The organism is Pseudomonas sp. PB103 (genome assembly GCF_009764635.1).
Lineage (GTDB): Bacteria > Pseudomonadota > Gammaproteobacteria > Pseudomonadales > Pseudomonadaceae > Aquipseudomonas.
Window position 1 is genome coordinate 1 of the sequence record NZ_RWIL01000176.1, and the last position, 24,491, is coordinate 24,491.

The 24,491-nt window shown below is 59.8% G+C and carries 18 protein-coding genes and 1 pseudogene; 8 read left to right on the forward strand and 11 right to left on the reverse strand.

What is annotated here, in order from left to right:
* Positions 1 to 69: 69 nt before the first annotated feature.
* The gene (locus EJA70_RS30345; protein ID WP_003229693.1) at positions 70 to 552 is read right to left on the reverse strand and encodes an acyl-CoA thioesterase; all 483 of its coding nucleotides are present in this window, start codon (positions 550 to 552) and stop codon (positions 70 to 72) included.
* 279 nt (positions 553 to 831) lie between these two features.
* Between EJA70_RS30345 and EJA70_RS30350 the strand changes: the two genes are divergently transcribed.
* A complete protein-coding gene (locus EJA70_RS30350) occupies positions 832 to 2,595 on the forward strand; it encodes a cation:proton antiporter (RefSeq protein ID WP_008078853.1) in 1,764 nt (587 codons plus the stop codon).
* 21 nt (positions 2,596 to 2,616) lie between these two features.
* Here the strand turns inward: EJA70_RS30350 and EJA70_RS30355 are convergent, their stop codons facing one another.
* The 3 genes from EJA70_RS30355 to uvrD form a co-directional block, all read right to left on the reverse strand.
* The gene (locus tag EJA70_RS30355) at positions 2,617 to 3,024 is read right to left on the reverse strand and encodes an SMI1/KNR4 family protein (RefSeq protein ID WP_008078852.1); all 408 of its coding nucleotides are present in this window, start codon (positions 3,022 to 3,024) and stop codon (positions 2,617 to 2,619) included.
* 138 nt (positions 3,025 to 3,162) lie between these two features.
* Positions 3,163 to 4,041, reverse strand: coding sequence for a Tim44 domain-containing protein (locus EJA70_RS30360; RefSeq protein ID WP_008078851.1), 879 nt, complete (start codon positions 4,039 to 4,041; stop codon positions 3,163 to 3,165).
* A 304-nt stretch (positions 4,042 to 4,345) separates the two neighbouring features.
* Positions 4,346 to 6,529, reverse strand: coding sequence for a DNA helicase II (uvrD, locus tag EJA70_RS30365; RefSeq protein ID WP_158836284.1), 2,184 nt, complete (start codon positions 6,527 to 6,529; stop codon positions 4,346 to 4,348).
* 257 nt (positions 6,530 to 6,786) lie between these two features.
* Between uvrD and EJA70_RS30370 the strand changes: the two genes are divergently transcribed.
* The 3 genes from EJA70_RS30370 to EJA70_RS30380 all read left to right on the forward strand — a co-directional run bounded on the left by EJA70_RS30370 (position 6,787) and on the right by EJA70_RS30380 (position 11,090).
* Positions 6,787 to 9,660, forward strand: a complete 2,874-nt coding sequence (locus EJA70_RS30370; protein WP_158836286.1) for a bifunctional diguanylate cyclase/phosphodiesterase — start codon at positions 6,787 to 6,789, stop codon at positions 9,658 to 9,660.
* Positions 9,661 to 9,787: 127 nt separating this feature from the next.
* Entirely contained in the window at positions 9,788 to 10,654 is an 867-nt protein-coding gene (hexR, locus tag EJA70_RS30375; RefSeq protein ID WP_008078846.1) for a transcriptional regulator HexR, read from the forward strand.
* A gap of 232 nt (positions 10,655 to 10,886) precedes the next feature.
* On the forward strand, positions 10,887 to 11,090 hold the full coding sequence (locus EJA70_RS30380) for a PA3496 family putative envelope integrity protein (RefSeq protein WP_077575111.1): 204 nt from the start codon (positions 10,887 to 10,889) through the stop codon (positions 11,088 to 11,090).
* On the opposite strand, the gene EJA70_RS30385 is transcribed toward EJA70_RS30380, so the two are convergent.
* Complete coding sequence (locus tag EJA70_RS30385; RefSeq protein ID WP_158836288.1) at positions 11,032 to 11,994, reverse strand: LysR family transcriptional regulator; 963 nt, start codon at positions 11,992 to 11,994, stop codon at positions 11,032 to 11,034. The genes EJA70_RS30380 and EJA70_RS30385 overlap by 59 nt on opposite strands.
* A 190-nt stretch (positions 11,995 to 12,184) precedes the next feature.
* On the opposite strand from EJA70_RS30385, the gene EJA70_RS30390 reads away from it, so the two are divergent.
* Both EJA70_RS30390 and oadA read left to right on the forward strand, forming a co-directional pair.
* Positions 12,185 to 13,600 (forward strand): acetyl-CoA carboxylase biotin carboxylase subunit, encoded by a 1,416-nt coding sequence (locus tag EJA70_RS30390; protein ID WP_053125176.1) that lies wholly within the window; start codon positions 12,185 to 12,187, stop codon positions 13,598 to 13,600.
* Between the two features lie 101 nt (positions 13,601 to 13,701).
* Complete coding sequence (gene oadA / locus EJA70_RS30395) at positions 13,702 to 15,510, forward strand: sodium-extruding oxaloacetate decarboxylase subunit alpha (protein WP_008078836.1); 1,809 nt, start codon at positions 13,702 to 13,704, stop codon at positions 15,508 to 15,510.
* Between the two features lie 164 nt (positions 15,511 to 15,674).
* Here oadA and EJA70_RS30400 read toward each other — a convergent pair whose 3' ends face one another.
* The 3 genes from EJA70_RS30400 to EJA70_RS30410 form a co-directional block, all read right to left on the reverse strand.
* Positions 15,675 to 18,068, reverse strand: coding sequence for an autotransporter outer membrane beta-barrel domain-containing protein (locus EJA70_RS30400; protein ID WP_158836290.1), 2,394 nt, complete (start codon positions 18,066 to 18,068; stop codon positions 15,675 to 15,677).
* Between the two features lie 280 nt (positions 18,069 to 18,348).
* Positions 18,349 to 19,185 carry an amino acid ABC transporter permease gene (locus tag EJA70_RS30405; RefSeq protein ID WP_158836292.1) on the reverse strand — a complete coding sequence of 279 codons (837 nt, stop codon included), beginning with the start codon at positions 19,183 to 19,185 and terminating at the stop codon, positions 18,349 to 18,351.
* Entirely contained in the window at positions 19,182 to 20,003 is an 822-nt protein-coding gene (locus tag EJA70_RS30410) for an ABC transporter substrate-binding protein (protein WP_158836294.1), read from the reverse strand. Before EJA70_RS30410 ends, EJA70_RS30405 begins: the two co-directional genes overlap by 4 nt.
* A 113-nt stretch (positions 20,004 to 20,116) precedes the next feature.
* Between EJA70_RS30410 and EJA70_RS30415 the strand changes: the two genes are divergently transcribed.
* Entirely contained in the window at positions 20,117 to 21,016 is a 900-nt protein-coding gene (locus EJA70_RS30415; RefSeq protein ID WP_158836296.1) for a homocysteine S-methyltransferase family protein, read from the forward strand.
* Positions 21,017 to 21,079: 63 nt separating this feature from the next.
* Here the strand turns inward: EJA70_RS30415 and EJA70_RS30420 are convergent, their stop codons facing one another.
* From EJA70_RS30420 to EJA70_RS30430, 3 genes and pseudogenes are all read right to left on the reverse strand, one after another.
* Positions 21,080 to 21,751 (reverse strand): GNAT family N-acetyltransferase, encoded by a 672-nt coding sequence (locus EJA70_RS30420; protein WP_158836298.1) that lies wholly within the window; start codon positions 21,749 to 21,751, stop codon positions 21,080 to 21,082.
* 12 nt (positions 21,752 to 21,763) lie between these two features.
* A pseudogene (locus EJA70_RS30425) lies at positions 21,764 to 22,209 on the reverse strand (N-acetyltransferase family protein).
* Positions 22,210 to 22,219: 10 nt separating this feature from the next.
* The gene (locus EJA70_RS30430; RefSeq protein ID WP_158836302.1) at positions 22,220 to 22,843 is read right to left on the reverse strand and encodes an FMN-binding negative transcriptional regulator; all 624 of its coding nucleotides are present in this window, start codon (positions 22,841 to 22,843) and stop codon (positions 22,220 to 22,222) included.
* Positions 22,844 to 22,935: 92 nt separating this feature from the next.
* Between EJA70_RS30430 and EJA70_RS30435 the strand changes: the two genes are divergently transcribed.
* Positions 22,936 to 24,489, forward strand: coding sequence for a PLP-dependent aminotransferase family protein (locus EJA70_RS30435; RefSeq protein WP_158836304.1), 1,554 nt, complete (start codon positions 22,936 to 22,938; stop codon positions 24,487 to 24,489).
* The last annotated feature ends 2 nt before the right edge of the window (positions 24,490 to 24,491 follow it).

Genomic DNA, 24,491 nt, shown 5'->3' on the forward strand with positions numbered 1-24,491 from the left:
GGCAGCTCCTACAGGGTTTTGCATTCCCCTGTAGGAGCTGCCGAAGGCTGCGATCTTTTGCTTTTGATCTCAGGCGTCGCCCTTGATCTCCTGATAGCGCTTTTCCAGTTCCTGGCGAATCTGCCGACGCTGCTGCGCTTGCATATAACGACGCTTGTCTTCACTGTTTTGCGGTTGCAGCGGCGGCACGGCGGCCGGTTTGCGCTGGTCATCCACCGCGACCATGGTGAAGAAGCAGCTATTGGTGTGGCGTACCGAGCGTTCGCGGATGTTCTCGGTCACGACTTTGATGCCGACTTCCATCGACGTGTTGCCGGTGTAGTTGACCGACGCGAGGAAGGTCACCAGTTCGCCGACATGGATCGGCTCGCGGAAAATCACCTGATCCACCGACAGGGTCACCACGTAGCGGCCGGCATAACGGCTGGCGCAGGCGTAGGCCACTTCGTCGAGGTATTTGAGCAAGGTGCCGCCGTGGACATTGCCAGAGAAGTTGGCCATGTCGGGGGTCATCAGTACCGTCATCGACAGCTGGGCGTTTCCGGGTTCCATAACGTTCTCACGGATCAAGGCTGGTTTCTGGAAGCACCTCTGCGGGTGCCTGGTCGCTTTTCAAAAGCACCGTTATCGGGACGCCGGGCGACTGGCCGCCGTCACGCCGGGATCGATCTGTTTCCATATATTGCACCGCCTTCCAGCCGCAAGTCGCGGTGTTAACCTGCAAAAGCCTCTCCCAAGGGCAATTCCCACACGAAAAGCGGATTTTTACTTCGCTCGCTCAGACCTTTCTGATGTCTGACTGCGAGCCTCGTCATTCAAGGAGCCCACGCCATGCATGCCATCAGTTTTATTCAGGACCTGGCAGTGATCATGTTGGTCGCGGGTGTGGTGACCGTGCTGTTCCACCGCTTCAAGCAACCGGTGGTACTCGGCTACATCGTTGCCGGGTTCATCATCGGCCCGCACACGCCACCGTTCGGCCTGATTCACGACGAAGAAACCATCAAGACACTCGCCGAACTCGGGGTGATTTTCCTGATGTTCTGCCTCGGGCTGGAGTTCAGCCTGCGCAAGCTTTTCAAAGTCGGCGCGACGGCGTTTATCGCGGCGTTCCTCGAAATTGTTCTGATGATCTGGATCGGCTACGAAATTGGCCGCTGGTTCGACTGGAACACCATGGACTCGCTGTTCCTCGGCGCGATTCTGGCGATCTCCTCGACCACCATCATCGTCAAGGCACTCAATGATCTGAAGATGAAGAACGAGCGCTTTGCACAGTTGATTTTCGGCGTGCTGATCGTTGAAGACATACTCGGCATCGGCATCATCGCGCTGCTGTCGAGCATCGCCGTCAGCGGCACGGTCAGTTCCGGTGAAGTGTTCTCCACGGTCGGCAAGTTGTCGTTGTTCATGATCGTCGCGCTGGTCATCGGCATCCTGTTGGTGCCGCGCCTGCTGGCTTACGTGGCCAAATTCGAAAGCAACGAAATGCTGCTGATCACGGTGCTGGGTCTGTGTTTCGGTTTCTGTCTGCTGGTGGTCAAGCTCGAATACAGCATGGTGCTCGGCGCCTTCCTGATCGGCGCGATCATGGCCGAGTCGCGGCAACTGCTGAAAATCGAACGGCTGATCGAGCCGGTTCGCGATTTGTTCAGCGCGATCTTCTTTGTCGCCATCGGGTTGATGCTCGACCCGTTGATCCTTCTCGAATACGCGTGGCCGATTGCGGTGATCACCGTCGCCGTGGTGCTCGGCAAGATGTTGTCCTGCGGCCTCGGAGCGTTTATCGCCGGCAACGACGGACGCACCTCACTGCGCGTGGGGATGGGGCTGTCACAGATTGGCGAATTTTCCTTCATCATCGCCGCGCTGGGCATGACCTTGCAGGTCACCAGCAACTTCCTCTATCCGGTCGCGGTGGCCGTTTCGGTGATCACCACGCTGCTGACGCCGTACCTGATTCGTGCGGCTGATCCGCTGTCGCTCAAATTGTCGGCAGCGGTGCCTAAGCCTCTCGGGCGCGTGCTCGGCATGTACGGCGAATGGCTGCGCAGCATTCAGCCGCAAGGCGAGGGCGCGATGCTGGCGTCGATTATTCGCAAGATTTTGCTGCAAGTCGGGGTCAACCTGGCGCTGGTCATCGCGATCTTCTTCGCCGGGGCGTATTTTGCCGAGCGCATTTCGCTGTGGCTGCAGGACTGGATCAGTGATCCGAGCTGGCAGAAAGCATTGATCTGGGGTGGGGCGTTGCTGGTGTCGTTGCCGTTCTTGATCGCCGCGTATCGCAAGCTCAAGGCGCTGTCGATGCTATTGGCGGAGATGGGCGTGAAACCGGAGATGGCCGGGCGTCACACGCAGCGAGTGCGCCGGGTGATCTCAGAAGTGATCCCGATTCTCTCGCTGCTGGTGATTTTCCTGCTGTTGGCAGCCTTGTCGGCCAGTATTCTGCCGACCAACAAGTTGCTGGTGCTGATCGCCGTGGTCGCGGCCGCCGTGGCGGCGCTGCTCTGGCGCTGGTTCATCCGTGTGCACACGCGGATGCAGGTGGCGCTGCTGGAAACCCTCGACAACCACAAGGAGTCGTCGGGGCATTAACCGATTGGGGCGTCTGCCGGATCAGCTTTCCAGCCAGACGTCCCGCGCCCAGTGCCACACCGATTCCCAGGATTCTTCGGTGATCAACTCTTCTTCGCCGGACCACAGCACCACGGTGCCGTCTTCCTCGACGCAGTAGTAGTTCTCGCCGTCCTGGCAGATCGGGATCAGGTCACGCGGTACGCCGATGTCCCACGCATTGGCCGCTACGTCCGGCAAATAGGTGTGCGATTGCGGATCGGTGACGGTCACCGGCTCCAGGCTGCCGTAGACCACATCGCTGACGGTCAGCAAAAATTCTTTGAAGACAAACGGGATGTTGATGAAGAGTTCTTCTTCGACTTCCACCAGTTGGTCTTCGTCAGGCAATTCCAAAGGAACCGGCACGGGTTCGTTGGCTTCACGCAGTTGTTCGATGATTTCTTCCACGTCCGGGATCCTCTTGCTTGAATGGCGCGGTTTATATGGGCCGGTTTATACAGTAGCTCGCTATAGATGCAACCGCGAAATAGAAAACCCCAGCCGAGGCTGGGGTTTTTATGACAGCAAGTGAAGCGCGCGAGGGGATCAGCCGTTCTGGCGGATACCGGCGACCAGCCAAGGCTGGTTGTCGCCCTGTGGACGTTCCATGTTCCAGCTTTCGCTGAATGCTTCGCCCTGATCGAAGCGCGAAGACTTCGACACACCGTTGAAGGTCAGGGTGGCGATGGTCTTGTCGGCACGGTCATCGACGCCGTCCAGTTGTACCTGGAGATTGTCGATAAAGGTCGACTGGAATGCGTCGCCCAGGTCCGCACGCTCACGCTTGAGGAACTCGAGCATTTGCGGGGTCACGAACTCGGCAATCTTGTCCATTTCGTTGGCGTCCCAGTGCTGCTGCAAAGCCTGGAAATGGCTGCGTGCAGCTTCAAGGAAGCGCTGTTCGTTGAACCAGGCCGGCGCGTTGATCACCGGACGGGCGGCAGCGGGTGCAGCCGAACCACCAAAGATCGAACCCATGGCAGGCGGGTTCTGCTGGAAGGCTTCACGCTGCATCGGTGCGCCCGCTGGAGCGAATTGCTCCTGCTGCTTGCGGCGACGAGCGGCGATGAAACGGAAGATCACGAACGCGATCAGGGCCATGATCAAAATGTCGAAGATCTGCATGCCCTGGAAGCCGTCGCCCATGAACATGGACGCCAGCAGGCCACCGGCGGCGATGCCGGCCAGCGGGCCGAGCCAGCGCGAAGCACCGCTGGCCTTGGCCGCAGCGCCGGCGGCACCGGCAGCACCTGCGGTCGCTGCAGCGCCGCCCATGCCTGGAGAAGAAGGAGCCATCTGGCTGGTCTGGTGCGTCGGCGCAGCGCCGGCGCTTTTGCCACCACCGAAGCGCTTGGCAGCATTGACGTCGAGACTCATCGTCAAGCCAATGCACAACGCCATGGCGATGCTAAGAAAACGTTTCATAAAGGGATTTCCCGTTTGTGGAGACACGCGCGCCATGTTGCACAGCTCAACTGTTACTGGCTAGCGAGAGAGTGTTTCGGGCTTTTGCCTGACAGGTCGCGTTCAGCTCGGAAGAGGCAAGAGGGCCTTCTACCTTTTGGCTGTAGGAAAGCGCGACAGGTTCAGTGGGAAATCTACTTAGCGACGAAACGCCAGCATCACCACACCCGCCGTGATCAGAAGATCAAAAGATCGCAGCCTGCGGCAGCTCCTACAGATACACAATCCCCTGTAGGAGCTGCCGCACGCTGCGATCTTTTCGCTTTTAGATAGCTTCCAGCTTGGCGTAGCCGAGCATCAGCCACTTGCTGCCTTCGCTGAAGTTCACCTGCACCCGTGCCTGCGCACCGGCGCCCTCGAAGTTGAGGATCACGCCGTCGCCGAAGATCGAATGGCGAACCGCCTGACCGAGGCTCAACCCGGTCTCCGGGATTTCACTGCCGGCGAACAGGTTGCTGCCGCTCATCGATTGGTTGCCGCCGAACGGTCGGCTGACGCTGTTCGACAAGCGCACTTCCTGAATCAGACCCTTCGGCACTTCGCGTACGAAGCGCGAGACCTTGTTGTAGGTTTCGCTGCCGTACAGGCGTCGAGTTTCCGCGTAGGTCATCACCAGATTCTGCATCGCCCGGGTGATGCCGACGTAAGCCAGACGCCGTTCTTCTTCAAGACGTCCGGGTTCTTCCAGGCTCATCTTGTGCGGGAACAGGCCTTCTTCCATGCCTACGAGGAACACGTAAGGGAATTCCAGGCCTTTGGCGCTGTGCAGGGTCATCAACTGAATGCTGTCTTCGTGCTCGTCGGCCTGGGTGTCGCCAGCCTCCAGCGAAGCATGGCCGAGGAATGCCGCCAGTGGGGTCAGCTCTTCGTCTTCTTCGTTGTTCTCGAAGTTGCGCGCGGCGCTGACCAATTCCTCAAGGTTTTCTACCCGGGCCTGGCCTTTTTCGCCTTTTTCCGCTTGGTGATAAGCGATCAGGCCGGATTGCTCGATGATGGTTTGCGTCATCAAGTGCAACGGCATTTCCATGCACTTGGCGGCGAGGTTCTCGATCAGCTCGATGAACGCGCCCAACGCACCCGCTGCGCGACCGGTCAAGCCTTTATTGGCGACCAGTTGGCGCATCGCTTCCCACATCGACACATCGCTGTGGCGCGCGTGCTCGCGGATGGCTTCGACGGTTTTCTCGCCGATGCCACGGGCCGGTACGTTGATCACCCGCTCCAGCGCTGCATCGTTGCCGCGACCTTCGAGCAACCGCAGATACGCCATGGCATTCTTGATTTCCGCACGTTCGAAGAAGCGCTGACCGCCATAGATGCGATACGGAATACGCTCGCGCAGCAAGGCTTCTTCCAAAACGCGCGACTGGGCGTTGGAGCGGTACAGAATCGCGATATCGCTACGGGCCAAGCCGGTTTTCAGCGCGCTTTCGATGGTTTCGACAACGTAGCGTGCTTCGTCGTGTTCGTTGAACGCGGCGTACAGATTGATCGCTTCGCCATCGCCGCCATCGGTCCACAGCTCTTTGCCGAGGCGCCCGGTGTTGTTGGCGATCAGGGCGTTGGCAGCCTTGAGGATGCCGGCGGTGGAGCGGTAGTTCTGCTCAAGACGAATGGTCACCGAGTCGGCGAAGTCGGACGAGTACTGATGAATGTTCTCGATCTTCGCGCCGCGCCAGCCGTAAATCGACTGATCGTCGTCGCCGACCACCATCAGGCTGTCGCCGCCCTTGCCGAGCAGGCGCAACCAGGCGTACTGCACGGCGTTGGTGTCCTGGAACTCGTCCACCAGAATATGCCGGAAGCGCTTTTGGTAGTGCGCCAACAGGCCCGGGTGATCGCGCCACAAATCGAGGGCACGCAGCAGCAGTTCGGAGAAATCGATCACGCCGGCACGCAGGCACGCCGCCTCGTAGGCCTCGTAAATGCCGCGCATGGTCGCCAGGTACAGATCGCCGCTGGCCTGAATGTGTTGCGGCCGCAGACCTTCGTCTTTCTGGCCGTTGATGAACCACTGCGCCTGACGGGCCGGCCAGCGTTGCTCGTCGAGGCCCAGCTCGCGGATCACCCGCTTGACCAGCCGTTGCTGGTCGTCGCTGTCGAGAATCTGGAAGGTCTGGCTCAAGCCCGCTTCCTGCCAGTGCGCCCGCAACAAGCGATGCGCGAGGCCGTGGAAGGTGCCGACCCACATGCCGGCCGGGTTGATCCCCAGCAACTGCTCGATGCGATGACGCATCTCGGCAGCGGCCTTGTTGGTGAAGGTCACCGACAGAATGGAGTGGGGCGAGGCGTTTTCGACCTGGATCAACCAGGCGATACGGTGCACCAGCACTCGGGTTTTACCGGAGCCAGCACCGGCCAGGACCAACTGACGGCCAACGGGGGCTGCTACGGCCTGGCGTTGGGCATCGTTGAGGGAGTTCAGCAGAAGGGAGAGATCATCGCGCATCGGGGCATTCTAGGGTGCGCCGCAGGCCCGGGCAAACCGAGCTTTGCATTAGCCGATGAAAGTGCTGCCGATGACGACCGGTCGGTCACCGGCTACAGGCTTGAGCCCGCCTCACTCTGCGGGTTTTACCGGGGCCTGAGGGCGGAAAAGTTTCGATGAAATTATGATCTGGGGCAGTTTGGCAACGGGGTCGGCTTGTGTATGCTCCGTCCACGTTTCGGGCGCACGCCCTCCTTATAAGAACAAGAACGTTGCCCATGACCCTCAGCGCCGAACTGTCGGGCCCCTCTGTGGAACCCCGGGTTATCCGCAAGCACTATGCCGTCGAAATGGCGGTGGAGCGCACGCGTCTGCTGTATCAGGGCTCCTTGTTGCCCACTCTTTTCATGCTCATCAATGGTCTGGTCTGCGCCGGTTTGCTCTGGAGCCCGCAGCGCTACTTCGTGGTCAGCGTCTGGCTAGTGTGGCTATTGTCGCTGGTGGCGTTGCGGGTGATTCAGGTGGCGGCGTTCGACTCGGCAATCCCTGATCGCCAGGCCCAACCCATCTGGTTACGGATGTTTCTGCTCGGCTCGACCCTGACCGGGCTGACGCTGGCCGGTGCCGGCATCGCATTGGTGCCCGCCGATAATTTCATGCAGCAAGCCTGGGTGTTCGGCCTGATCGGTGCCGCGACCCTGTCGGCCAGTGTCGCTTACGCGGTGAGCCTGCCGGCGTTCCTGTCCTTTACCTTGCCGTGTCTGCTGCCGGCGATCGGCTTTTTATTCTGGGGCGGCGATGAACAGGCGCGCGGTTGGGGCTGGCTCGGGTTGATTCTGCTCGGCTCGCTGAGCGTGGTCGCGTGGCAGGTCAATCGCCTGATCGATCGTGGTTTGCTGCGGCGCTTCCAGAATCAGCACCTGATCGAACACCTGCAGCAAACTCAATCGCGCAGCGAGCAGCTCAATCAGGAACTGGCCCGGGAAATCGATCACCGGCGCTGTGCCGAGGGCAAGTTGCGCGAAGCGCAGGTCGAGCTCGAAGACCGCGTCGCCCAGCGCAGCCGCGAACTCGATGCTGCCAATCAGGCCCTGAGCAAAAGCGAAGCGCGGCTGGCGCTGGCGTTGAAAGCCAGTGAGCTGGGGCTGTGGGACTGGAACCTGCAAACCGATGAAGTTCATCACACGCAGATTCAGGAGCTGTTCGGCCTCGCCCCGGAATTTGTCACGGCACTGCTGCGCGACCTCAAACCGCGCTTGCACCCGGAGGACGTGCCCACCCTCAAGCACGCATTGATCGAGCATTTGAAGGGCCGCACCGAGGATTATCAGATCGAGTACCGCGTGCGTCATGGCGACGGTCATTGGGTGTGGATCGAAGACCGTGGTCGCGCCGTGGAGCGCAGCGAAAGTGGTCGTGTGATCCGCATGGTCGGTACTCGCCGTGACATCAGCGTCAGCAAAAGCCTCGAAGAGCAGCAACGCCTGGCGGCGACGGTGTTCGAAGCGGCCAGCGAAGGTATCGTGATTCTCGACCCGAATTACTCGCTGATCGCAATCAATCAGGCGTTCAGCCGCGTGACTGGCTACGACATCGACGACATGCTCGGGCGCAACGTCGTCGAGCTGCCGTGCAGCCGCGATGCCCGGCGTCATTACGTCGCGATCCGCCATGCGCTGGAACAGCACGGCAGTTGGCAGGGCGAACTGGTGGAGACGCGCAAGAATGGCGAGTTGTACCCGCAGTGGCTGCAGCTGAATGCAGTGCGCGACAGTCGAGGCAATGTAAGTCATATCGTCGGCTTCTTCGCCGATCTGTCAGCGCGGCGCGAATCCGAAGAGCGCATGCGTTACCTCACCCATTACGACGAACTCACCGGGTTGGCCAATCGATCACTGTTCCGCGAGCGCCTGCATGAAGCGCATCAACGCGTGCGGCAGGGCGGACGGCGTAGCCTGGCGTTGCTGCACATCAATCTGGATCGCTTCAAGTTGCTCAACGACAGCCTCGGCCACGAGGTCGCTGACCAGATGTTGCAGAAAATGGCGCGTCGGCTGGTCAATGCCTTGCCGGAGGCCGACACCATCGCGCGGTTGTCCGGTGATGAGTTCGCAGTGTTGTTCGATGCTTACGGCAATCTGTCGAGCCTGGCCCGTGTCGCCACCCGACTGTCGAGCAAGTTGCGCTTGCCGCTGACCGTCGAAGGGCATGAGCTGGTCGTCAGTGCCTCGATGGGCATCAGCATGTTGCCGGACAACGCGCGGGAGATTTCCGCGTTGGTCAGCCAGTCGAATATGGCCATGCAACACGCCAAGCACTTGGGCGGTAACAACTTCCAGTTCTACACCGAGAGTCTGCAGGCCAGTACTCTTGAGCGCTTGCAGCTGGAAAACCAGCTGCGCAAAGCCATCGAGGAAAAACAGCTGAAGGTGTTTTATCAGCCCAAGCTGTGCCTGGAATCGGGGCGTTTGAATGCGGCGGAAGCGCTGGTGCGCTGGGATCACCCGACCATGGGCCGGGTGCCGCCGGGAGATTTCATCGGGCTGGCTGAGGAAACCGGCCTGATCGGCCCGATCGGCGAATTCGTCCTGCGCCAGGCTTGCTGGCAAGCGTGTGAATGGCAGCGGCAGGGGCTGGAGCCGATCCGCGTGTCGGTGAACCTGTCGGTGCATCAATTACGTCAGGGCAAACTGGTCAGCTTGGTGCGCCAGGTGCTGGAAGAAACCGGGCTGGCGCCGCACTACCTTGAGCTGGAACTGACCGAAAGCCAGTTGCTCGACAGCGTCGAACACATCATCGCGACCTTCCAGCAACTGCGCGATCTGGGGGTGAAGCTGGCCATCGACGACTTCGGCACCGGCTATTCGTCATTGAGTTACCTCAAGCGTATTCCGGTGGATTACGTGAAGATCGATCAGGCGTTCATACGCGGATTGGGTGAAGGCAGTGAGGATGCGGCGATTACCCGCGCGATCATTGCCATGGCCCACGGGCTCTCGCTGAAGGTGGTCGCCGAAGGCGTTGAGCGCCAGGATCAGTTGGAATTTCTGCGCGCCGAACGTTGCGATGAAGTGCAGGGCTATCTGATCAGCCGTCCGGTGGAGGCTGCCGCGCTGGCCGGGCTTTTGCGTGAACAGGAAAAACCGTTTTAAGGGCTACATGCACCTCATCGCGCCTGATATGGGGACATGGAGTTACGCATTGAGCAGGCAAAAAGCCAATTCATGTAGTATAACTACAAGCGTGCTACATCCTTGCCCATAAGAAGAGTCCAGCCCCTTGAATCTGCTGCAACACATCGCCCAATCACGTCACCTGTTACGCAAGTCGGAGCTCAAGGTCGCCGACCACGTGCTGCTTGACCCTGCGGCGGTGATGCACAGTTCCATGGCCGACCTGGCCCACAGCGTCGGCATCAGCGAGCCGACCATCGTGCGCTTCTGTCGCGCCATCGGTTGCTCCGGTTTTCAGGATCTCAAGCTCAAATTGGCGCAAAGCCTGGCCGCCGGTGCCAGCTTCGGCCAGTTCGCGATCCATGAAGACGACTCGGTTGCCGATTACAGCCTGAAGATTTTCGACACCACGTTGCACACCCTGATGGAGGTTCGCGAGAAGCTCGATCCGATCGAGTTGCAGCGCGCGGTGACGTTGATGTCGCAGGCGCAGCGCGTCGAGTTCTATGGTTTTGGCGCGTCGGGCGCAGTGGCCGCGGATGCGCAGCACAAGTTCTTTCGTTTGCTGCTGACGGCGGCGGCGTATTCCGATCCGCACATGCAGGCGATGTCGGCGGTGACGTTGAAGCCTACTGATGTGGCGATCTGTATTTCGCAATCGGGGCGTTCCAAGGATCTGCTGATCACCGCCAATCTGGTGCGCGAGAGCGGGGCGTCGTTGATTACCTTGTGCCCGAGCCAGACTCCGCTGGCCGAGTTGTCGACTGTGAATCTGGCGATCGATGTGCATGAAGACACTGAGATCTATACGCCGCTGACCTCGCGTATCGCCCACCTGGTGGTGATCGACGTGTTGGCGATGGGCGTGGCCATGGCGCGCGGACCGAGTCTGGTCAACCACCTCAAGAGCGTGAAGCGCAGTCTGCGCAGCTTGCGCTTGTCGCCGAAAGCCGCGAAAGCTCTCGATGATTAAAGCAAGGTCGTTCCGACCTTAATCGCGGGCAAGCCCGCTCCCACAGTTTTTTCGAGTGTTTACATCGTTTGTGTACGACACAAAACCCTGTGGGAGCTGGCTTGCCAGCGATAGCGTCCTCAAAAACACCGCAACCCTGCGCAAGTTTCATCGCACTGTCATCCCTACGCAGCCAAACCGTCATCCCCCGCGCCTATCGTGAAACTCCCGTCATCGCCTTGGGAGACTCGAAATGGCTCAGCCCTACGAAGAACGCAACAGCGCCGCGAAAACCCGTCGTCAGCAGGAAGACCAGCGCCGCATGGAATTTCGCCGCGCTATCGAAGATCGCTTCGAACTACGTCAGCTTCAGGCCGAAATCGGCGACTTTCCCGACATCACTCACTGGCAGGCGGCACCCGCAGCTTCCCGTCGAAGCGCTCAACCAGCGCGCTGATCTGCACGCGTTCGCTGCGGATAAACGCCAGGAAGGCGTGCGCCACCGGTGACAAGCGTTTGGCTTTCGCTTGCACCAGGCACCAGCTACGCAGCAGCGGCAATTCCTCGACCGGCAGCTCGACGAGCCCGCCGGTCGCCAGCTCCAGGTTCAGGGCGTGGCGCGTCAACAGCGCCAGGCCCAGACCCGCCTGCACACACTCTCGCTGGGCTTCAGCCGATGCCACTTCCTGGGTCTGGGTGAAGTGCACGCGTTTCTCTTTGAAATACTCTTCACACGCCAGTCGCGTACCCGAGCCGGGTTCGCGGATCAGCAGCGTGTAGGGCTCAAGATCCTGCAGGCGCAGCGGGCCCATGTGCGCCAACGGGTGATCCGGGCGCGCCACGGCAACAATCGGGTTGTTGAGGAACGGCAGGAATTCCAGGCCCATGTCCTGCGGCACCATCGACATGATCACCAGATCATCACGGTTGTCTGAGAGCCTGCGAATGACCTGGCCACGGTTGACCACGGTCAGTTGCAGATTCACTTCCGGGTGCTGGCGCTTGAACGCGGCGAACAGGTGCGGAACGAAGTATTTGGCGCTGGATTCGACCGCCAGTTTCAGCTGACCTTGCAGCGAGCCCTGCATGTCCGAGAGCTGCATATCGAGGTTTTCCAGGCGTCCGAAAATGTCCCGGCTGGCGCGCTGAAGAGCTTCAGCGGCTTCGGTCATGTAGAGTTTTTTGCCGACATAATCGAATAATGGCTGGCCGATCAGCTCTTCGAGCTGCTTTATTTGCAGGCTGACCGCCGGTTGGGTGAGCGACATTTCCTCGGCTGCGCGGCTGTAAGAGCGTAAATCACATACTTCGTTGAAGATCTGCAATTGACGCAATGTCATACGCATCAAGGACTTACGCATTTTTTATAGGCTCTGACGGCTGGCTGATGTTTCAACTATAAGTCTTTGCTTATGCCTGACCCAATTTTTATTCATTTTTGTTAATCCCTCATGAGCGCTAGTGTGGACCTGCGACTAAATTGAAACATTTGGTCACGCGTCGACCTGGGTCTAGCAGGTCGTGGTGCCACCGGCTCAAGGGAACCTCCAAGTGATAACAAAGATCCTGATCGCCAACCGTGGTGAGATTGCCGTACGAATCGTACGAGCCTGCGCCGAAATGGGCATTCGCTCGGTTGCGATTTTTTCCGACGCCGACCGCCATGCGCTGCATGTGAAACGTGCAGACGAGGCCCACAGCATCGGTGCCGAGCCACTGGCTGGTTACCTCAACCCGCGCAAGCTGGTGAACCTTGCCGTGGAAACTGGTTGCGATGCACTTCACCCTGGCTACGGTTTCCTCTCGGAAAACGCTGAGCTGGCTGATATCTGCGCCGAACGCGGGATCAAGTTCATTGGCCCGTCGGCAGAAGTCATTCGCCGCATGGGCGACAAGACCGAAGCGCGCCGCAGCATGATCAAGGCCGGCGTACCGGTGACGCCAGGCACCGAAGGCAACGTTGCCGACATCGAAGAAGCCTTGGTCGAAGGCGACCGCATCGGTTACCCGGTGATGCTCAAAGCCACTTCCGGTGGTGGCGGTCGCGGTATCCGTCGCTGCAACAGCCGTGAAGAGCTCGAACAGAATTTCCCTCGCGTCATATCCGAAGCGACCAAGGCGTTCGGTTCTGCCGAAGTGTTCCTGGAAAAATGCATCGTCAATCCCAAGCACATCGAAGCGCAGATCCTCGGCGACAGCTTCGGCAACGTCGTGCATCTGTTCGAGCGTGATTGCTCGATCCAGCGTCGCAACCAGAAGCTCATCGAGATCGCCCCGAGCCCGCAACTGACCCCGGAACAGCGTGCCTACATCGGCGACCTGTCGGTGCGTGCGGCCAAGGCAGTGGGTTACGAGAACGCTGGCACCGTGGAGTTTCTGCTCGCCGAGGGCGAGGTGTACTTCATGGAGATGAACACCCGGGTGCAGGTGGAACACACCATCACCGAAGAAATCACCGGGATCGACATCGTCCGCGAGCAGATTCGCATCGCCTCCGGTCTGCCGCTGTCGGTGAAACAGGAAGACATTCAGCACCGTGGTTTCGCGTTGCAGTTCCGCATCAACGCCGAAGACCCGAAGAACAACTTCCTGCCGAGCTTCGGCAAGATCACCCGTTACTACGCCCCCGGCGGTCCGGGCGTGCGCACCGACACAGCGATCTACACCGGCTACACCATCCCGCCGTTCTACGACTCGATGTGTCTGAAACTTGTTGTGTGGGCACTGACTTGGGAAGAGGCGATGGACCGTGGTCTGCGCGCGCTGGACGACATGCGTCTGCAAGGCGTGAAGACCACCGCCGCCTACTACCAGGAAATCCTGCGCAACCCGGAATTCCGTAGCGGCCAGTTCAATACCAGCTTCGTTGAAAGCCACCCTGAACTGACCAACTACTCGATCAAGCGCAAACCCGAAGAGCTGGCCCTGGCCATCGCCGCCGCCATCGCCGCCCACGCAGGCCTATGAATGAAACAGCTGCGAGCTTTTAGCTGCAAGCGGCAAGTAAAAGCAGATTGGCTTTTTCTTGCAGCTCGTAGCTTGAAGCTTGCCGCTATGAGGAGATACCAATGACTAAGAAGATCTTCGTTACCGACACCATCCTGCGCGACGCTCACCAATCGCTGCTCGCCACCCGCATGCGCACCGAAGACATGCTGCCGATCTGCGACAAGCTCGACAAAGTCGGCTACTGGTCGCTGGAATGCTGGGGCGGCGCGACGTTCGACGCCTGCGTACGCTTCCTCAAAGAAGATCCGTGGGAGCGTCTGCGCCAACTGCGCGCGGCGTTGCCTAACACGCGTCTGCAAATGCTGCTGCGCGGGCAGAACCTGCTGGGCTACCGCCACTACAGCGACGACGTGGTCAAAGCCTTCGTCGCCAAGGCTGCCGTCAATGGCATCGACGTGTTCCGCATCTTCGACGCGATGAACGACGTGCGTAACCTGCGCGTGGCCATTGAAGCTGTGAAAGCAGCCGGCAAACATGCCCAAGGCACCATCGCTTACACCACCAGCCCGGTGCACACCATCGACGCGTTCGTCACCCAGGCCAAGCAAATGGAAGCCATGGGTTGCGACTCGGTGGCGATCAAGGACATGGCCGGTTTGCTGACCCCGTACGCCACGGGCGAGTTGGTACGCGCACTGAAAGCCGAGCAGTCGCTGCCAGTATTCATCCACTCGCACGACACGGCTGGTCTGGCGACCATGTGCCAGCTCAAGGCGATCGAAAACGGCGCCGACCACATCGACACCGCGATCTCCAGCTTCGCCTCGGGCACCAGCCACCCGGGTACCGAGTCGATGGTTGCTGCGCTGAAAGGCACCGAGTACGACACCGGTCTGAATCTCGAACTGCTGCAAGAGATCGGCCTGTACTTCTATGCCGTGCGCAAGAAGTACCACCAGTTTGAAAGCGAATTCACCGCCGTCGACACCCGTGTGCAAGTCAACCAGGTGCCGGGCGGGATGATCTCCAACCTTGCCAACCAGCTGAAAGAGCAGGGCGCGCTGAACCGCATGGGCGAAGTGCTCGCGGAAATCCCGCGCGTGCGTGAAGACCTCGGCTTCCCGCCGCTGGTGACCCCGACTTCGCAGATTGTCGGCACCCAGGCGTTCTTCAACGTGCTGGCCGGTGAGCGCTACAAGACCATCACCAACGAAGTGAAGCTCTACCTGCAAGGCGGCTACGGCAAGGCGCCGGGCGTGGTCAACGAGAAGCTGCGTCGTCAGGCGATCGGCAGCGAAGAAGTCATCGACGTGCGTCCAGCCGATCTGCTCAAGCCGGAAATGACCAAGCTGCGTGCCGACATCGGCGCTCTGGCCAAGTCCGAAGAAGACGTGCTGACCTTCGCCATGTTCCCGGACATCGGTCGCAAGTTCCTTGAAGAGCGTGCCGCTGGCACCCTGACCCCTGAAGTGCTGCTGCCGATTCCTGAAGCCGGCGGTGTGACCAAGGCGGGCGGCGAAGGCGTACCGACCGAGTTCGTCATCGACGTGCACGGCGAAACCTACCGCGTCGACATCACCGGTGTCGGTGTGAAGGCTGAAGGCAAGCGTCACTTCTATCTGTCCATCGACGGCATGCCGGAAGAAGTGGTGTTCGAACCGCTCAACGAATTCGTCGGCGGTGGCAGCAGCAAGCGCAAGCAAGCATCCGCACCGGGCCACGTCAGCACCACCATGCCGGGCAACATCGTTGATGTGCTGGTCAAGGAGGGCGACTCCGTCAAGGCCGGCCAGGCTGTGTTGATCACCGAAGCGATGAAGATGGAAACCGAAGTCCAGGCCGCTATCGCCGGCAAGGTCACGGCGATTCATGTGGCCAAGGGTGATCGGGTCAATCCGGGCGAAATTCTGATCGAGATCGAAGGCTGAGATAACGGCCGCGATTCAACGCTTTAAACCTCGGGGGGGCATGTGCTCCCCTTTTTTTTGCTTTTTTCCCGGTAGGAGCTGCCGCAGGCTGCGATCTTTTGATCTTGTCTTCTAAAAAACAACATCAAAAGATCGCAGCCTGCGGCAGCTCCTACCGGGATCGGTTAGAACGCCATGCGCCATTGGCCCATTACGCCGGTGTTGCGGCTGTCAGATGCGACGTCCCCGGTGACGCCAACGCCCAGCGTGTGATTGGCAGACAGGGCCAGGTCGAGACCGGCGTCGACTGACAGGCTGTTGCGATCCAGTTGTGCTCCGGCGATTTCGAAATCGATGCCACCGTTGAGCAATTGCTGGCGGGTGTGCAGGTCGAGTTCGCCGTAGGTGTGTTTCCAGCCAGCACTCAGGCGCGGCGTCAGGTGCATGCCGTTGTCGAGGGTATTGGTTTTTGCCACACGCAGGCCGAAGGTGCTGGTCAGGTTGTTTTGCGATTGCCCGTGGACTTTCAACGCCGCATCACCACCCTTTTCGCTGTAGCTGTCGCGTTGATAGCGCTGGTAACCCAGATTGGCGAAAGGTTCGAGCGTGATGTCACCCTCGCCGAAGTTGTAACCCGCTTCGGCAAAGGCCTGTTGGGTGCTGGCGTCGTAACTGCCCTTGAGGCGATCGCTGAAACCATTGAACGCGACTCGACGTTTGCTGCTGCCGTCGTGGCTGGCGTAAGTGGCACCGAAACGCAGCGCCAAGGGGCCGTCCTGGCGAACGGCATAAGCACCGAGGTGCCAGCTGTCGAGGTCGCCGTCCGAATGACGGGCATCGAGTTTCGTCTGCGATTTGCCGCCGATGATCCCGACATGCCATTGCTCATCGAGACGCCAGTCGGCACCCGCGACCAGACCCTGGGTGGCGTGTTTCAGTGTGCTGTCGGTGTCGCGATCGATCTTGCCACTATTGCCCAGTGCCTGGACCCAGACTCGGCCATTGCCGTCGTTTGCGCGGGTCGATGGCTTGCCAGGGTCCAACTGGCGCATCGCCGACAGCAGGCTGTCGTTGACCGGGGTCACGGCACTCAGTGTGGCTTTGGCCAGGTTGGCGTTGCTGCCGGCGGCAAGTTGTTCGAGCGCGAGGGCGGCGGTGGTTCTGTTGCTGCCAAGCAGGGAAACGAGGGCTTTGTTTGCTGGCGCCGGAGGCGGTGAAGCCTTGGCGGGAGCAGTGGTTGCACCGGGGGTGGCAGCTACGGCAGGAGTTTGAGTTGCGGACGACTTGGATGCACCTTCAGCAACGGCAGTTATCGCTGCAATGGAAGACGCCGAAGTGCTCCTGTCGATTGATGACCCCGTCTGTGTACCCGCCGATTCTGCCACTGACAGAACTGTCGCTGGAGGCTTCACTGGCACCGTTGAAATACCGGGTGTCTGATCAATCTCTTTGGCAATCTCAAGAGCATTTTCCGAGGTTGCGACGCTTTCAACTTTCACTCCATTACGACTGAACGTCAGGTCAACCTGATTCTCGTCGTACCGCAGCGTCGGTGTCATGAAGGCCAGGTTGGTAGTGACTTTATCGAATTCACCCTCAACTTTGCCGGCGTACAAAACTGTCGTTGAGGTGGTTTGCGCGTAATCCCCGGGCGCTCCGTAAACTTCAAAGTTGGCGCCGGCCAATTGAGCTGTGCCATTTACGAAAACCGGGTCGGCAAACTCATTTGCGGTCACTCCATAGGAAAAGGTTGCTCCCTCGGCGAATGTGAGGTTGCCTTTGATAGTAGGCGACCCGCGCACAGTATTGGCGATCAGTGAGCCTTCTACAGTCACATTACCTGCGTTGCCGTATCCGCCGTAAACAGCATTTGAACCGACATGGACGTTGCCTTTTATCCAGCTGTTGTTGAGCAGGACTCCCGCTTGAACATCCGCGTCACCGGCCAGCTCTTGATGGAGATGCCACTCTCCGCGAGCTACGCGCAGGTGTTGAAAGTTTGCTGCATCAGCGATTTTTCCGCCTTCGGCAGCATTCAAAAGCAGTCCGTTCTTGCCTGCGCCGCCGTCAATGCGCCCTTCCAGGCTGGCAGCGCTGGTGATCTCCAGCAGGTCATCACCTTCACCTAATTGCAGAGAGACGCCGTTGAGAATTTCAGGTGCGGTCGAAAGACGGGTGTGTGTCGTGGAGAGCGCATTCTGGAAGTCGTCGAACGGGTTACCGTTGGCCTTGACGTCTACTGTTTCAATTTCCGGAAACTCCAGGAACTCGTAGAACGCTTGATCAAATTCGACCGGCAGGTTTGTACTGAGCAAGGGCAGATCGCCCGGCAGTTCTTTCTCTGGTTTTTTAGCTCTGGAGGGGGCATTTTTTTTGGGGCCAATGAACACTTTGGATGCAAAAATATCGTCCGAAGACGCAGCCTTCGGAACGGGTTTCTTTGCAGGCGTCTTCGGGATATCGGCCTCGGCAACAACGGGTGTCTCCGGTTGCTGCGCTACGGCAATTTCTGTGCAGCCGATTGTCAGCGCAATCGCCAAGGCCAGTTGTTTCGGTCGAAAAATGTGTTGAACGGACATCAAGTAAGGCCTCTTTTGACAGGAGGCCAAACTCTAAGTTGAAGGTCCTTGGGTCCGATGTCAGCTGCTTCCCACAGGTATGCAGCTTTCGTCAGTTTTCTCTGTGGAAAATTTCCGCGACCGTGGGAACGGCTGCGTTTACCCAGTTGTTGCGGCGTGTTTTCCTACAGCGTTTACAGATGTAACCCGCTGGTAATCTCGGCAACTCATCTGCCACTGCCCCAGCAGCCGTGATTAAGGCCGCTGCGGCCAATCTCGCCGCTGAAACGTGCCGCTCGCCCTAACTACGCCGCACATAGGCCTTGCCGTAATGCCGCTCCATTCGCGCCTGAATCAACTCCAGACCGATCGACATCACCCAGTAAATGATCGCCGCAGTGGTGAGCATTTCGATGTAGCGATAGCTGGAGCGCCCATACGACTGCGCCAGAAACATCACTTCCCAGACCCCCATTACCGAGATCAGCGACGAATCCTTGAGCATCGAGATGAACTGGTTAGTCGTCGGCGGGATGATCGTGCGCATGGCCTGGGGCAGGGTGATGCGCCAGAAAATCACCGATTCGCGCATGCCCAGCGCCAGTGACGCTTCGCGTTGGCCATAGGGAATGCCGAGGATACCGGCGCGGAAAATCTCGCTGAGGTAGGCACCGTAATTCAATGACAGGGCGATGATGCCCGCGACTATGGCGCCGGGCACGATGCCCAGTTGCGGCAACCCGAGATAGATCAGCAGGATCTGGATGAGCAGCGGCGTGCCGCGAAAGAACGACGCGTAGAAACTGGCGATGCCAAACGCTACGGCGCTTTTCGACAGGCGTGCCAGCGCGGTGACAAAGCCCAGCAGTGACGAGGCGACAATCGAGCAGACACACAGGAAAAGCGTCAGCGCAGCGCCCTGTAGAAAGCCGTTGGGGGCCAGATGCAGGCCGACCAGATTGGGCAGCTTGTCGAGGATGATCGAGAACTTCAGGTCGAAGCTGAGGAAAAATCCGCCGAACAGGCAGACCATCGCCGCCCACGTCAGGTACAGCCGCGTGCGAAAACCGAAGAGTCGTTGCAGACGTGATTCAGCCACCCGCTGCGGTGGCTGTGGAGGTGTAGGGAAAGAGGTCATTGGCTGATATCGGCGCCGATCCATTTTTGCGAAAGTTTGCTCAGGGTGCCGTCCTGTTTGAGCTGCGCGAACACTTCGCGCACTTTGGCAGCCCATTGTGCGTCGCCCTTCTCGATGGCGACCGAGTTCGGCTCCGAGTACAGCGGCGCGCCAGCCAGTTTGAAGCGTTTGTCCTGGTTCAGGCGTGGTTGCGCGGTGACGAGATTGGTGAGAATCGCATCCAGCCGCACCCCTGCGCCGAGCCCCAGGTCCTGGAACGCGACGTTGTCGGTATCGTACGGCGCGATCTGCACGTCCTCGAACGGGTACTGCAACTGCGTGTCTTCAGCGCCTTCGATCACCAGGTTCTTGTTCAGATAGCTCTCGTAGCTGGAGGCACTGGTGAGGCCGACTTTCTTGCCGCTCAGATCCTTGGCTTGGTGGATCCGGTCATCCTTGGCATTGACCACGATCACGGCCGGCGAGGCGTAATACTCGACCGGGAAATCGAACACTTCGGCGCGCGCCTTGCTCGGTGTCATCGAGCAGATGCAGATGTCGTAACGGCCGCTCCAGCGACCGGCGGCGATGACATCCCAGGATGGCGTTTCGAGGCGCAGCTTGACCCCGAGTTTATCGGCCACGGCTTTGGCGACATCGACATCGAAGCCGTCGAGCTGGTTCTGATCGTTGAGAAACGAGAACGGTGGATAACTCTCCATCAGCACGCCGACCAGTTGCTTTTTCTGCTCGACACGGTCCAGCGTGGTGCCCGCAAACGCTTGCGTGGAGGCGGCCAGAATCGTCAGGCCCAGGGCCAGTAGCGGTTGAAATTTCACAGTCGATCCCTGAGTAAAAAAGAGGTTGTTATTAACCGAATGGTGCGTATTAAATAGTTATAAGAACGACTCTGATAGTGAGTTATTTTCATAAGCATATGAGTGAAAAGCATATGGGCGCAGGCAGCACGATTATTCTCGATGGCGGTATGGGCCGTGAGTTACAGCGCGCCGGGGCGCCATTTCGGCAGCCGGAGTGGTCGGCGCTGGCGTTAAGCGAAGCGCCGCAAGCGGTTGAGGCCGTACACGCGGCGTATATCGCCAGCGGTGCCAATGTGATTACCACCAACAGTTATGCGGTGGTGCCATTTCATATCGGCGCAGAGCGCTTCGCCGCTGAAGGGCAGGCGCTGGCGGCATTGGCGGGTGAATTGGCGCGGCGGGCGGTGCAGGCGTCGGGAAAAGCCGTGCGTGTGGCCGGCTCATTGCCTCCGCTGTTCGGCTCCTATCGACCGGACTTGTTCGAAGCCGCACGCGCGCCCGGGTTGCTGGCGCCGCTGGTCGACGGCCTGGCGCCGCACGTTGATCTGTGGCTGGCGGAAACCCAGAGCTCGATCATTGAGGCGCGAGCCATCCACAATGGTTTACCGCAGGACGGCAAGCCGTTCTGGCTGTCGTTCACCTTGAAGGACGAAGACATCGATGAAGTACCGCGCTTGCGCTCTGGCGAGCCGGTCGCCGAAGCGGCGGCAGTGGCGGCTGAGTTGAGCGTCGAGACGTTGCTGTTCAATTGCAGTCAGCCGGAAGTGATCGGTGCCGCGATTGATGCCGCGCGTGAAACCTTCGAACGCCTGGGGGTGAACATTCATATCGGCGCTTACGCCAATGCGTTTCCTCCGCAGCCAGAAGAGGCAACAGCCAATGATGGGCTTGATCCCTTGCGCGAGGATCTTGATCCACCGGGTTATTTGCACTGGGCGATAGATTGGCAGCAGCGCGGTGCCAGCCACTTGGGCGGTTGCTGCGGGATCGGCCCCGAGCACATTGCGGTGCTGGCGCAAAAGCTGGGGTGAAAAACAGATCAAAAGATCGTCCGAAGGCTCGGGCCGCGTGCGGACGATCTTTTGCTTTGCGCCTCAGCTACGGCACTCAACCAAGCCTTTCACCTGGCCATCCGGCGTCTGGTTTTCATCGCTCAACCAGCGCTCGAACCCGGCGCCAATCGCTGGCCATTCCGAATCCAGAATCGAGTACCACGCGGTGTCGCGGTTCTGCCCCTTGACCACCATGTGCTGGCGGAACACGCCCTCGAAGCTGAAGCCCAGACGTTCGGCGGCGTATTTGGAGCGAGCGTTGCCGTTGTTGCATTTCCATTCGAGGCGGCGGTAGCCGAGGTCGAAGGAATGTTTGGCCAGCAGATATACCGCCTCGGTGCTTTTCGGCGAGCGCTGCATCGGTGCGCCGAAGGTGACGTGGCCGATCTCGATGCGGCCCTGCGCCGGGACGATCGACATCAGGCTGAGGATGCCTTGCACCTGATTGTTCGCACGGTCGATGACCGCGAAGAAATACGGATCGCTGGCGGCCGCATGGTTGTTCAGCCAGGCGTCGAAAACGCTGCGTTCCGGGAACGGCCCGTAGGGCAAATAATCCCAGAGTTTCGGGTCGGCGCCCGGGCCTTCGAGTGCGGCGAACAGTTGTTCGCCGTGGCGCGCCGGGTCGAGGCGTTCGAGGCGAATGAAACGGCCTTCGAGCAACGTGGCGGTGGGGGCGGGGACGCCTTTCCAGTCAGCCGGTGAAATGATCATGCGTACCTCTCCTTAAATGGCTTTGCGAAACTGGATGAAGCCGGACGTTCGGCGATGCGCTCGTAGAGCTGGATCGCGGTGGTGTTCGATTCATGGGTCAGCCAGTGCACTTTGCAGCAACCGTCAGCCTTGGCGGTGGCGTAGACGTGTTCGATCAGCAGGCGGCCGACGCCGGTGCCGCGTGTTTCCTCGGTCACCAGCAAATCCTGCAAGTAGCAGGAGTTTTCAATGCTCCAGTTCGAGCGATGGTAGATGTAATGCACCATGCCGACCGCTTTGCCATCGGCCCAGGCCAACGCCGCGTGGGTCGGTTCGCTCGGGTCGAGGAAACGCTGCCAGGTGCTGTCGGTCACGGCGTCCGGCAGTTCGGTGTTGTAGAAACGCAGGTAGGCCTGCCACAGCGGCAGCCACGCGGCCCGGTCGGCGGCGCTGACCTGGCGAATGTCGATCTGACTCATGGTGATTTCCTTAGCGCATCAATCGGGCGAGGGTTTGATCGTTGATTTCGGGGCTGGCGGCCAGACCTTCACGCACGCCGGCAATGTCTTCGGCGCTGCGGTTCTGACTGAGCTTACGCTTGCCCTCGAGACGGTCGATGGGAATGGCGAAACCGACAATCGCCTTGAGCATGCCGTCGATGTAGTCAGCGGGCGCATCGGCGACTGACCACGGCTGGGCGCGGCCGGCTTCATGACGGTCAGTGAGGGTGCTGACGATGTCGAGCAGACGCCCACCGTCGCTGAAGGTTTCGGCGTGGCCATAGGCATGCACGGCGATGTAGTTCCAGGTCGGCACGACTTTGCCGTGCTCGGCTTTGCTCGGGTAGAAGCCCGGGCTGACGTAGGCGTCGGCACCGGCAAAAATCAGCATGGCTTCGGCGCCGTCGCGCAGGTCTTTCCATTGTGGATTGGCGCGGGCCAAGTGCCCGTACAGCGTGCCGTACTCGCCTTGTTCGCAATGCAGCAGCACCGGCACATGGCTGGCTTGCAGACCGTTTTCGCCGTGGGTCACCAGAATGGCGAGGCGGGTGGCGAGGATCAGTTCGTGCAGTTGGGACAGTTCTTCGATGGCAAAGGCGCGCGGCGTGTACATGGACAGATTTTCCTTGGCGAATGCCTGCATCCTAGGCAGGCTATTGGTCTGTTGTAAGAGCCATTGACGGCCAATTTCATAGGTCCATTGCCATGCCTGACTCGCCATCGCTGTCCATGCCCTTCAATCCCGCCGGTATCGAGCTGGATCGGCGCCAGGGTTTGAGCCGCCAGCTCTATCAGGCGCTGCGTTTGCGCGTGCTCGATGGACGCCTCGCCAGCGGCACGCGGCTGCCGGCCAGTCGCGATCTGGCGGCGGCATTGGCGATTTCGCGTAACAGCGTGGTGCGCGCTTACGATCAGTTGTATGCCGAAGGCTTTATCGAAGGGCGCGTTGGCGACGGTACTTACGTCGCGCAATTGTCGGCGCCGCCGCCCTCGGCGAAAAAACTATCCACAAAAGTATCCACAGGGTTTTCAACAGGCTTACCCACAGCCTTATCCACAAATTGGCTGGATTTAACTGTGATTCCATCCAGTAAAGTTATCCACAGCGCTACTTTTTCGCGTATTGAAAACAACCATTTGGCAAAGCCCCCGAGTGGTCCGCCGCGCGCATTTCGCGTCGGTGTACCAGCTTTCGACCTGTTCCCTTTTGAGGTGTGGGCCAAGCTGAACGCGGCTTTCTGGCGCAAACCGGATTTGCAGCAGCTGTGTTACGGCGACCCGGCCGGTGATGCGCGTTTGCGCGCGATGATCGCCGCCTATCTGCGCAGTTCGCGCGGCATGCAGTGCAGCGCTGAACAAATTGTGATCACCAGTGGTGCGCAGCAGGGCATTAGCCTTTGTGCACAGTTGCTGGTGGAGCCGGGCGATGGCGTCGGCATTGAAAATCCGGGCTACCGTGCGGCGGGTCATGCGTTCGCTGTAGCGGGTGCGCGATTGCGCGGTATTGCGGTGGACGAGGAGGGCATTGATTGCGCGGCATTGGCGGCGGCGACGGATTGCCGAGTGGCCTATGTGACGCCGTCTCATCAATACCCGACCGGCGTGGTGATGAGTCTGGCGCGGCGTCTGGAGTTATTGGCCTGGGCCGAATGCACGCAAGGCTGGATCGTCGAGGATGATTACGACGGCGAGTACCGTTATACCGGCGCACCGCTGGCGCCATTGGCCGCGCTCGATCGGCAGGGCCGTGTGTTGTACGTCGGCACCTTCGGCAAAGTCGCATTCCCGGCGTTGCGTCTGGGCTATCTGGTGTTGCCGCCGGGGTTGGTGGACGCCTTTTCCCAGCGCCGGGCGGTGGACGTGCGCCATTCGGAAGTGAGCACCCAAGCGGTGATGGCCGAGTTCATGGCGGCCGGGCATTTTCAGCGACACATCCGGCGCATGCGTCGTGCCGCGTTGAGCCGGCGCAATACCTTGTTGGCCGGTTGGCCGAGCGATATCCCCGGCGTTGGCAGCTTGCCGAGTGTCGCCGCCGGTCTGCATTTGACCATTCCTGTGGACACATTGGCCCGTGAGCAACAGTTGATCGGTCTGGCCGCCAGCGTCGATGTCGAGATCAACGGTTTAAGCAGTTACTGGCTGCCGGATTCAACCTTGCCGGCGGATCAACGCGCCGGCCTGGTGCTGGGTTTTGCCGCCGTGCCCGAGGCAGCGATCAGCGCTGCGCTCGGGCGATTGAAGAAAGCCTGGCACGACTGAAA

Bases quoted from the DNA above. Each gene is read 5' to 3' on its own strand.
- EJA70_RS30385 (WP_158836288.1), bottom strand. From the start codon at position 11,994: ATGCGTAAGTCCTTGATGCGTATGACATTGCGTCAATTGCAGATCTTC.
- uvrD (WP_158836284.1), bottom strand. From the start codon at position 6,529: ATGCGCGATGATCTCTCCCTTCTGCTGAACTCCCTCAACGATGCCCAA.
- EJA70_RS30400 (WP_158836290.1), bottom strand. From the start codon at position 18,068: ATGTCCGTTCAACACATTTTTCGACCGAAACAACTGGCCTTGGCGATT.
- EJA70_RS30370 (WP_158836286.1), top strand. From the start codon at position 6,787: ATGACCCTCAGCGCCGAACTGTCGGGCCCCTCTGTGGAACCCCGGGTT.
- EJA70_RS30345 (WP_003229693.1), bottom strand. From the start codon at position 552: ATGGAACCCGGAAACGCCCAGCTGTCGATGACGGTACTGATGACCCCC.
- EJA70_RS30350 (WP_008078853.1), top strand. From the start codon at position 832: ATGCATGCCATCAGTTTTATTCAGGACCTGGCAGTGATCATGTTGGTC.
- oadA (WP_008078836.1), top strand. From the start codon at position 13,702: ATGACTAAGAAGATCTTCGTTACCGACACCATCCTGCGCGACGCTCAC.
- EJA70_RS30360 (WP_008078851.1), bottom strand. From the start codon at position 4,041: ATGAAACGTTTTCTTAGCATCGCCATGGCGTTGTGCATTGGCTTGACG.
- EJA70_RS30380 (WP_077575111.1), top strand. From the start codon at position 10,887: ATGGCTCAGCCCTACGAAGAACGCAACAGCGCCGCGAAAACCCGTCGT.
- EJA70_RS30420 (WP_158836298.1), bottom strand. From the start codon at position 21,751: ATGATCATTTCACCGGCTGACTGGAAAGGCGTCCCCGCCCCCACCGCC.
- EJA70_RS30435 (WP_158836304.1), top strand. From the start codon at position 22,936: ATGCCTGACTCGCCATCGCTGTCCATGCCCTTCAATCCCGCCGGTATC.
- EJA70_RS30415 (WP_158836296.1), top strand. From the start codon at position 20,117: ATGGGCGCAGGCAGCACGATTATTCTCGATGGCGGTATGGGCCGTGAG.
- EJA70_RS30430 (WP_158836302.1), bottom strand. From the start codon at position 22,843: ATGTACACGCCGCGCGCCTTTGCCATCGAAGAACTGTCCCAACTGCAC.
- EJA70_RS30405 (WP_158836292.1), bottom strand. From the start codon at position 19,185: ATGACCTCTTTCCCTACACCTCCACAGCCACCGCAGCGGGTGGCTGAA.